General features: G+C 71.4%; 6 protein-coding genes. All 6 read left to right on the top strand.

Annotated elements, in window-relative coordinates:
- Positions 1-856, top strand: an 856-nt coding sequence (gene tagH, locus GXW79_RS10055) for a type VI secretion system-associated FHA domain protein TagH (RefSeq protein ID WP_211874246.1), incomplete at its 5' end; no start/stop codon positions are given.
- Between the two features lie 145 nt (positions 857-1,001).
- Positions 1,002-2,339 carry a type VI secretion system baseplate subunit TssK gene (tssK, locus tag GXW79_RS10050; RefSeq protein WP_211874245.1) on the top strand — a complete coding sequence of 446 codons (1,338 nt, stop codon included), beginning with the start codon at positions 1,002-1,004 and terminating at the stop codon, positions 2,337-2,339.
- Positions 2,336-3,775, top strand: coding sequence for a type VI secretion system protein TssL, long form (gene tssL, locus GXW79_RS10045; RefSeq protein ID WP_211874244.1), 1,440 nt, complete (start codon positions 2,336-2,338; stop codon positions 3,773-3,775). The genes tssK and tssL overlap by 4 nt, the downstream gene beginning before the upstream one ends.
- A 1-nt stretch (position 3,776) precedes the next feature.
- Entirely contained in the window at positions 3,777-7,235 is a 3,459-nt protein-coding gene (gene tssM / locus GXW79_RS10040) for a type VI secretion system membrane subunit TssM (protein ID WP_211874243.1), read from the top strand.
- Positions 7,211-8,584: a type VI secretion system-associated protein TagF gene (tagF, locus tag GXW79_RS10035; protein WP_211874242.1), complete on the top strand. Its 1,374-nt coding sequence runs from the start codon at positions 7,211-7,213 to the stop codon at positions 8,582-8,584. Before tssM ends, tagF begins: the two co-directional genes overlap by 25 nt.
- Positions 8,581-9,294 carry a PP2C family protein-serine/threonine phosphatase gene (locus tag GXW79_RS10030; RefSeq protein ID WP_211874241.1) on the top strand — a complete coding sequence of 238 codons (714 nt, stop codon included), beginning with the start codon at positions 8,581-8,583 and terminating at the stop codon, positions 9,292-9,294. Before tagF ends, GXW79_RS10030 begins: the two co-directional genes overlap by 4 nt.
- The last annotated feature ends 99 nt before the right edge of the window (positions 9,295-9,393 follow it).

The following is a 9,393-nucleotide window of genomic DNA, read 5'->3' as shown; positions in this document are numbered from 1 at the left end:
GGCCTATCCGTCCGCGCCCGCGTCGGCGGCACCGGCCGCCTTCGCACCGCCGCCGGCATCGCCCCCGCCCGCCGCCTTTGCGCCCGCCGCCGATGCCGTGCCGCCGCCGATGACGCAGTTCCACGGCGACGACGCGGATCCGTTCCGCGAGGATGTGCCGGTGGCCAATAGCGGCCCGCCGCCGGCGGCTCCGGTGGTGGTGGCCTCGGTGCCGGTGGCGGCGCCCCCGGCCCCCGCCGCCGCGCCGGCATTCGCGCCGGCGCCTCCTGCCTATGTACCCTCGGCCAATGGTGGCGGCGACGCGGCCGCGGGCCTGGCTGCCTTCCTCGCCGGTGCCGGGCTCGGATCGGTGCCCCTGCGCGCCAGCCCCGAGGAGACGCTGCAATCGCTGGGCGCCGCCTTCGCCGCGGCGATCGGCGGCATGCGCGCGTTGCTGATCGCGCGGGCCGACGTGAAGCGCGAGTTCCGCATCGAGCAGACCATGCTCCGCGCTGGCGCGAACAACCCGGTAAAGTTCTCCGCCTCCGACGAGCAGGCGATCGCGGGGATGATCCAGCTCGGCCCGCAGAAAAGCGTCGCCGCCCTGGCCGAGACGGTCGCCGATCTCACCGCGCACCAGGTGGCCACGCTCGCGGCGACCCAGGCGGCGGCGCGCGCCCTGCTCGAGAAGCTCGCACCGGCCGTGGTGGAGGGGGCGGACGCCACCAGCAGCGGCCTCTTTGCCAGTCGCGAGAAAAAATACTGGGAGGCGTACAAGAAGCTTCACCAGCAGGTCAGCGACCAGTTCGACGATGATTTCGACAGCGCCTTCGGCAAGGAATTTGCCCGGGCCTATGAGCAGGCTTCGAAAAAATAGTCGGGGAAAAAAACCGGCCGGGAAAGAAATCGCCGTGACGGCGATCTTCATCCCAGGGACTGATGCGGGCCGGGATGATCTGATCTAGGATCGATCGGGCGGCGTGACGTGAGGCCCGTGGTTTTGGGCAGGGGGACAAGCCTGGATGGCGTGGAACGACAAGGTCGTGTGGCAGGAGGGCATGTTCCTCCGCTCGCAGCACTTCCAGCAGGCGGACCGGTATGCCGAACACCTCGTGCAGATGCGCGCCGCACCGCTGCGCGCGCATCCCTGGGGGGTGACGGAGCTCTCGCTCGACCGCGACCTGCTCGCGGCGGGGAAATTCGCCATCGCGTCGTGCTCGGGCATCATGGAGGACGGCACGCCCTTCGCCGTCCCCGGCGATGCCGACCAACCCACGCCGCTCGACCTGCCCGAGGGGCTGCGCAACTGCGTGGTGTTCCTGGCACTTCCCGTGCGCCAGCCGGGTGCGGCCGAGGTCACCGCCGGCGACGGGCCCGATGCAATGACCGCGCGCTACGGCCTGCGCAGCTTCGAGGCCTATGACACGCACAGCCAGTCCACCATGCCGGCCGAGTTGCAGATCGGCCGCCCGCGCCTGCGCTTCATGCTCGAGACGGAGGAGCGGCCCGGCTTCTCCTGCATCGGGCTTGCGCGTGTGGTCGAGGTGCAGGCGGATCGCCGCGTGGTGGTCGACGAGCGGTTCATCCCGCCGTGCCTGCGCGCCTCGGCCGCACCGCCGCTGGCAAACCTGATCGGCGAGCTCGTCGGCATGTTCGGGCAGCGCGCCGAAGCACTCGCCGCGCGGCTGACGCAGCCCGGCTCACGCGGCGTCGCTGAGGTCGCGGACTTCATGCTGCTGCAGACGGTCAATCGCTGCCAGCCGCTGCTGGCGCACTGGGCCGATGCGGCGAATGTGCATCCCGAGACGCTGTATGCCTCGCTGGTGCAGATCGCCGGCGAACTCGCCACCTTCACCGCGCCGGACAAGCGCGCGACGGCCTACCCGGCCTACCGGCATGAGGATCTGCAGCGCAGCTTCGCGCCCGTGGTCGCCGATATCCGGCGCTCGCTCTCCGCGGTGCTCGAGACAAACGCGGTCGCCATCCCGCTGCAGGACCGCAAGTTCGGCGTGCGCGTGGGCCCGATCGTGGATCGCAACCTGCTGCGCGCCTCCTCCTTCGTGATGACGGTGCAGGCGGACCTGCCCGGCGAGCAGCTGCGCCGGCTGTTCCCCAACCAGGTCAAGATCGGCGCGGTCGAGCACATCCGCGAGCTGGTGAACGTGGCCCTGCCGGGCATCGCGATCCGGCCGCTGCCGGTGGCACCGCGGCAGATCCCGTTCACCGCGGGTGCGACCTATTTCGAACTGGACCGTGGCTCCCCGCACTGGGCGCAGATGCAGAATTCCGGCGCCTTCGCGATCCATGTCTCCGGTGAATTTCCGGGCCTGCAAATCGAACTCTGGGCGATCCGCGGATGAGCGACAACCCGTTTGCCGAACCCAATGACAGCGACAAGACCGTCGTTCGCGGGCCCGCGGGCCCGAGACCAGCGGGGCCGTCGCCCGCCGGCCCCAGGCCGGCCGCACCGCCGCCCTACCAGGGTGGCGGTGGTGGCATGCCGGGCGGGGGTATGCCCGGGGGTGCCGGGCCAGCCCCGGCCGGGCAGTCCGCGCCGCGCCTGGCGGGCGAGGCGGAGGCCATCCCCAAGGTCGGTATCGGCCCTCTCGCCGCTGCCGCGGCACCGTTGCTGGACCTGCTCGCGCGCGTCGCGCAGGCGGGCATGGCGAGCCAGCCCAATGCCGATGATCTGCGCGAACGCGCGGTCCGCGCCCTGCGTCAATTCGAGGTTGATGCCCGCGACGCCGGCATCTCCGCCGAGCAGCTGCGCGCCGGCCACTACCTGATCTGCGCCAGCCTCGACGACGTGGTGCTCGCCCAGCAATGGGGCATCCAGTCCAACTGGTCGACGCGCTCGCTCGTCTCGACCTTCCACCAGGAGGTGAAGTCGGGCGACCGCTTCTTCGACGTAATGGCGGGCATGCAGAAGGAACCCGGCCGCTGGCTGCACGCGATGGAGGTTGCCTATCTCTGCCTCTCGCTGGGCTTCCAGGGTCGCTATCGCCTTTCGCCGCGCGGGGCTTCCGAACTCGACCGCATCCGCGAGGGGCTCTATCAGCTGCTCGTGCAGCTTCGCGGGCAGTTCGAGCGCGAGCTTTCGCCGCGCTGGAAGGGCGAGGATGCGCCCCATCGCGGCCCCGGGCGCGGCATTCCCGCCTGGGTCGCGGCCTGCTTCGCCCTCCTGTGTCTCGGTGGCGGCTGGTACTACCTGAGCAATTCGCTCGCCGATGCCTCGGATGATCTGTACGGCCGCCTCGCCCGACTGCCACCCGGCCGCCTGCCCGAGATCGAGCGCAGCGCACCGCCGCGCCCGCCCGCGCCGCCGCCGCCCGCGCCAAACGCCGTCGTGCGCCAGAGCCCGATGGTGCGGTTCCGCGAATTCCTCAAGCCCGAGATCGATGCCGGCCTGGTCACCGTGTTCGGGGATGCGCGCAGCGTGACCGTGCGCATCGCGAGCCGCGGCATGTTCCCCTCGGGCTCGGCGACGCTGGAGCCGCGCTTCAACGACCTGATGAGCCGCATCGGCCTGGCACTCCGCGAGGAGCCGGGGCGGGTGCAGATCATCGGCCATTCCGACAACCAGCCGATCCGCACCGCGCGCTTCCCGTCGAACTTCGAACTGTCCCGCGCGCGCGCGGATTCGACCATGGCGCAGATCGCCGCCGTCACCGGCGACCCGCGCCGCTTCTCCGCGGAAGGCAAGGCGGATTCCGACCCGCTGCAGCCAAACACGACACCGGAGGGCCGCGAGGCCAATCGCCGCATCGAAGTCGTGCTGTTCTGGGGAGTGAACTGAGATGGAAGCATTCGCTCCCTTCTTCAAAGGCCGTGCCCTCGTCGCGATGATGGGCGTGGCGATGGTCCTGCCGATCATCTACCTGTTCAGCCCGCTCATCGTCATCGATGGCTTCCGGCCCTTTGAGACGCAGATCTCGCGGCTCGCGACCTGCGCCGTGATCTTCCTGGTGTGCCTGCTGGTCATCTTCCTGATGGAGCGGCGGCGCCGGAAGCGCGACTTCAACCTCATGCAGGGCGCGGCCGAGGCCGATGCCGGGGCCGACCAGGCCGCCGAGGAAGAGGCCGAGCTGCGCGAGAAACTCGCCAACGCCATGGCGGCGTTGCGCAAGGCGAAGGGCGGCAAGGGCGGGTTCCTGTATGACCAGCCCTGGTATGTGATCATTGGCCCGCCGGGTTCGGGCAAGACCACCGCGCTGGCCAATTCCGGCCTCGAATTCCCGCTCGCCGATGGCGGCAAGCTGCAGGGTGTCGGTGGCACGCGGCTGTGCGAGTGGTGGCTGACCGACCGCGCCGTGCTGATCGACACGGCCGGGCGCTACACGACGCAGGATTCCGACGCCTCGGCCGACAAGGCCGGGTGGGAGCGTTTCCTCGGTCTGCTCAAGAAGAACCGGCCGAAGCAGCCGCTGAACGGCGTGCTGGTGGCGTTCGGCATGGACATGATCGCGCGGCTGGGTCCGGCCGAGCGCGAGCAGCATGCCCGCGCGGTGCGCCGGCGCATCAAGGAGCTCGAGGAGAATCTGGGGCAGCGGCTGCCGGTCTATGTGCTGATCAGCAAGGCCGACCTGATCCCCGGCTTCGTCGAGTTCTTCGACGACCTCGACAAAAACGGGCGCGAGCAGGTCTGGGGCGCGACCTTCCCCGCCGGCAAGAATGCCGAGGGCGCGGTGGGCCTCTTCGCCGCCGAGTTCCAGGCGCTGCTGACGCGGCTGCAGGAGCGCGTCGTGGAACGGCTTCAGCAGGAGCGCGGGCCGCAGCAGCGCGCGGCGCTGGCCGGCTTCCCGGCGCAGTTTGCCGCCCTCGAAGGCCCGCTCGGCGCCTTCCTCCAGGCAGGGTTCGCGGGGACGCGGCTGGAGCCGGCGCCCTTCCTGCGCGGATTCTACTTCACCTCCGGCACCCAGGAAGGCTCGCCGCTGGATCGGCTCGCGGGCGCGATCAGCCGCAATTTCGGGCTCGATGCGCGGCGTCCGGCCGCGGTGATGGGGCAGAAGGGGCGCGCCTATTTCCTGGGGCGGCTGCTCAAGGATGTGGTGTTCAACGAGGCGCGGCTGGCCGCGCGCAACCGTGGGCTCGAGAAGCGCAAGCGCATCGTGAGTGCCATCGCCTGGTCGCTCGCGCTGCTGATGATCCTGGGTGGCGGCTTCTTCGGCTACACCGCCTGGAGCGCCGAGCAAACCCGCACGGCGAGACTCGCGGAGCAGCTGACGAAGGCCGAGCAGGCGACGCAGGGCGTACCGTTCGACCGCATCACGGACGCCGAGTTCCAGCGCGTTCTCCCCTACATGGCCGCGGCGCGCGACCTGCCGCCGGCGGCGCGTGGCGACGGCGCCTGGCTGGGCCTCAGCCAGGAGGAGAAGCTGGTCGCGGGTGCGGAGAGCGCCTATCGCCGCGCCCTCGAACGCAGCTTCCTTCCGCGCATCCTCGCGCGGCTGGAACTGCAGATCCGCGGCGGCTTCCAGCGGCCGGAATTTCTCTACGAAGCCACGCGCGTCTATCTGATGATCGGCGGTGAAGGGCCGATGGACAAGGAGCTGGTCAAGCAGTGGTTCCAGGTCGAATGGGCGCGCGCCTATCCGGGCGCGATCGGCGAACCGACGCGCGTCGCGCTCGCGCAGCACCTGGACGCGATGCTCAACCTGGCGAACATGCAGGTCTATCCGCTTGACGGCGCGCTGGTCGATGAGGCGCGGCGCATCTTCTCGCGCCTGCCGCTGGCCGACCGCATCTACGCGCGCATGCGCACGGTGGCCGCGAACATCCCGCCGTGGCGGCCTTCGGATGCCGCCGGTGCGGCGGGGCAGCGCTTCTTCACCCGCGCCTCGGGCCGGCCGCTGACGGAGGGCATCGCCGGGCTCTACACCGTCAATGGCTTCTACCGCGCGCTGCTGCCCGCGCTCGGCGACGCGATCCGCGTCGGCGCGCAGGAAAGCTGGGTGCTCGGCCCGGCGGCCGCGGCGCAGCGGACCGAGGACCTGCCGCGCATCGAGGAGCAGGTGCTGACCATCTATGCCAACGAATACGCCTCGGTTTGGCAGCAGATGCTCGACGACCTGGCACTGCCGGGCTTCAACGGGCTGCAGAATGCGGCGGAGGGCCTCAACATCCTCGGCGCGCCGAATTCACCGCTGCGCGACATGCTGCGCTCCATCTCGCGTGAGCTCTCGGTCGGCACGCCGCCAGAGGGCGTGACGCCGCCGGCCCCGACCGGTTCGGCCGCGCGCGTCGCGGCGGCGCAGGGTGGCCCGCCGGAGCCCAAGGTGTCGGACCCCGTCGCACGCGTGGTGGAGACGCGGTTCGAGGCGCTGCGTGCCGCCTCGGGCCAACCGCTCGAAGGCATCCTGACCATCATCAACGACCTCTATGTGCAGGTCGCGCGGCTCGCCACCGCCCCGCCGGGGACGGTGCTGCCGCCACCGGTCGGGCTGGATCCCGGGCAGCGCCTTTCGGCCGAGGCGGCCCGCGCGCCGCAGCCGCTGGGCCGCTGGCTGGCCGGGCTGTCCACGCAGACCTCCACCGCGCGTACGGGTGGCGCGCGCGCCGCCATCGCGGGTGCTGCCGGTGCCGCCGGCGGGCTGCTGCCGAGCTGCCGGGCGATGGAGGGACGTTTCCCGTTCCGCGTCGATGGCCAGGAGATGCCGGTCGACGACTTCACCCGCTTCTTCGGGCCGGCCGGGGTGCTGGACCAGTTCTTCACCCAGCAGGTCCGCCAGTATGTGGACACGACGCAGGCGGTGTGGCGGCCGGTCGCGGCCTCCGGCCTCGCGCCGCCGATCACGCCGGCGGATGTGGCGCAGTTCCAGCGCGCGGCGAATATCCGCGACGCCTTCTTCCCCGGTGTCGCCGCGGCCGGGCTGCGCTTCGAGATCGTGCCCCAGGGCATGGACCCGGGCGCTGCCGGCGCCGTGCTGGAAGCCGAGGGTCTGCGCACGGAAATCCGCCGCGACGGGCCGTCCCGCCCGCTGCCGCTCTCCTGGCCGTCGCGGACCAACACGACGCTGACCTTCGAGCCGGCGTCTTCGGCCGGGACGCTGAACTTCGATGGCGGCTGGTCGGCGCTGCGCCTGATCCTGCGGCGGCAATCCACCCTGCAGGCAACGAACGACCCCACGCGGCTACGGGTCAACGTCCAGCATGGTGACCGCTCCATCGTCTTCGAATTGCGGGCGGGGAGCTCGAAGCACCCCTTCGGGTTGCGCGACCTGGCGGAGTTCCGATGCCCGACGCTCAGCCCGAACTGAGCGGCGCGCCGCTCGCGCTCGGCATCTACGGCAAGATGCCGGCGCACGGAGATTTCGTGCGCCGGGGCCTGCCGAGCAGTTTTGTGGCGCCCTGGGACGCCTGGCTCGCGGCCGGCGTCGCGGCGGCACGCGAGCAGCTCGACGCCGGCTTCGCCGCCGTGTGGGACGAGGCGCCGGCCTGGCGCTTCTCCCTGCCGGCCGGCGTGTGCGGGCCCGATGCGGTGGCCGGCGTGATGCTGCCTTCCGAGGACACGGTCGGGCGGCGCTTCCCCCTTACGGCGGCAGCGCTGCTGCCGCCGGGCGTGGTCGCCGAGGAAAGCTGGTTCACGCGGCTGGAAGCGGCGGTCCGCGCCGCGCGGCAGGGCGCGCTCGATGCGGATGGGATGATCAGGGCGATGCAGTCTTCCCCGGATGCGGCGCCCGAGGCGGGCGCGACTTCTGGCGATGTGCTCGGGATGCTCGGCGGCGGGATGGCGGCAGCCGCCTTTGCCGAACCGGCGCCTGTGGCCGCCGCGCCGACGAGCGTCGCGGATAACTGGGATTCACCGCTCGGCGCGGACCCGATGGAAGGCCCGGCCGAGAGCGTGGTGCCCGCGGCGGACGACATGTGGGGCGCGCTGCTGGGCGACGCGCCGGCCGATCCTGCGCCGAAAGAGGACCCGCTCGATGGCCCGGTCGTGCCATCCGCCACGCCGGTCGACTGGAGCGACGTGATCGGCGACGCGCCGCTCGCCGCGCCACCTCCGATGGCGGACATGCCGGAGGCCGGCGACATGTGGGGCAACCTGCTGGGCGATCCGGAGACCGGCAGGGCGACGACCGAGGCATCCGGCGGCATCTCCGAAACCGTCGCATCGGGGGTGACCGACGAGAACTGGGATGAACTGCTCGCCGACACGGTGGAGGTGCGCCCGAACAGCGCGACGGCCGCAGCCGGACCGGCGCCCGACGCAAGCGGAGGGCAGGGCGCGGTGACCGGCAGCACCGAGGAAGCCTCAACCGGCGATCGCGGGCGCCGGTTGCCGGGCGACGCCGACATCGGGTTCGCGCACACGGAGCCGACCGATCCCGCGGCTGAGTCGACCGCTGCGATGGTAGCCTCCGTGGCGGCCGCCCAGATCGCCGCAGCCCAACCGTTCCCGGATGCCGCACCTCCGGCGGTTGCCGCGCATGACGTCGCAACCAACGACGCGCCGCCGCACGCGCCGCTCATCCGCCCCGAACATGGCGGGTGGTGGACCCTCGGCGGCGCCCACCTGTCGCCGATGGTCTGGCCCCTGCCCGAACTGCCGCCCGCGGAGAGCTTCATCTTGTTGTTGCACAACCAGGACCCGGAGAGCGGCGCATGAGCGGATTGCTCAAATCGGAGGCGGTGACCCATCCGGGCGCGGTCCGCAAGCGCAACGAAGACGCGCTGGTGGACAAGGCGGAGATTGGGCTCTGGGTGGTCGCGGATGGCGCGGGCGGCCACGGCTCGGGCGATGTCGCCTCCACCGCGATCGCGGAATCGCTCGGGCAGATGCCGGCGGGACTGTCCGCAGCCGAGCTGCTGGCGCAGATCCGCCTGCGCCTCACCGCCGTGCATGCCGAGCTGCAGGCTGAGGCGGAGCGGCGCGGGCCGAGCCAGATCCTGGCATCGACGGTCGTCGTGCTGCTGGCGCGCGGTGGCCATTTCGCCTGCCTATGGGCCGGCGATTCGCGCATCTACATGCTTCGCAACGGCACGCTCAGCCGGGTGACGCGCGACCATTCCCTGGTGCAGGAGCTTGTCGACCAGGGGACGCTGAGCGAGGCTGAGGCGGAGCAGCACCCGCAGGCCAACGTCATCACGCGCGCGATCGGCGGCCACGGCGACCTGATGCTGGACAAGCTCTCCGGCCGCATCATGACCGGCGACCGGTTCCTGCTGTGCAGCGACGGGCTGTTCAAGGCGCTGCCCGAGGCCGAGATCGCCGGCATCATGGCGTCAGGCCTCGGCGCGAGCGCGCTGGTCGATCTCGCCGTCGAGAGGGGCGCGCGGGACAATGTCACCGCGGTGGTGGTGGACGTCCCGACCTGAGCTGAGGGTCGGATCGGCGCGATCGCGCCCAATCCTTATCGGCGTTGGCTTGTATGTCGCTGCCGTGTCGCGACCGGGTGCGGTCAGGCCCGCTCCGCC

This window comes from Plastoroseomonas arctica, from assembly GCF_018128965.1.
Lineage (GTDB): Bacteria > Pseudomonadota > Alphaproteobacteria > Acetobacterales > Acetobacteraceae > Plastoroseomonas > Plastoroseomonas arctica.
This window is presented reverse-complemented; position numbering and strand designations above follow the sequence as displayed.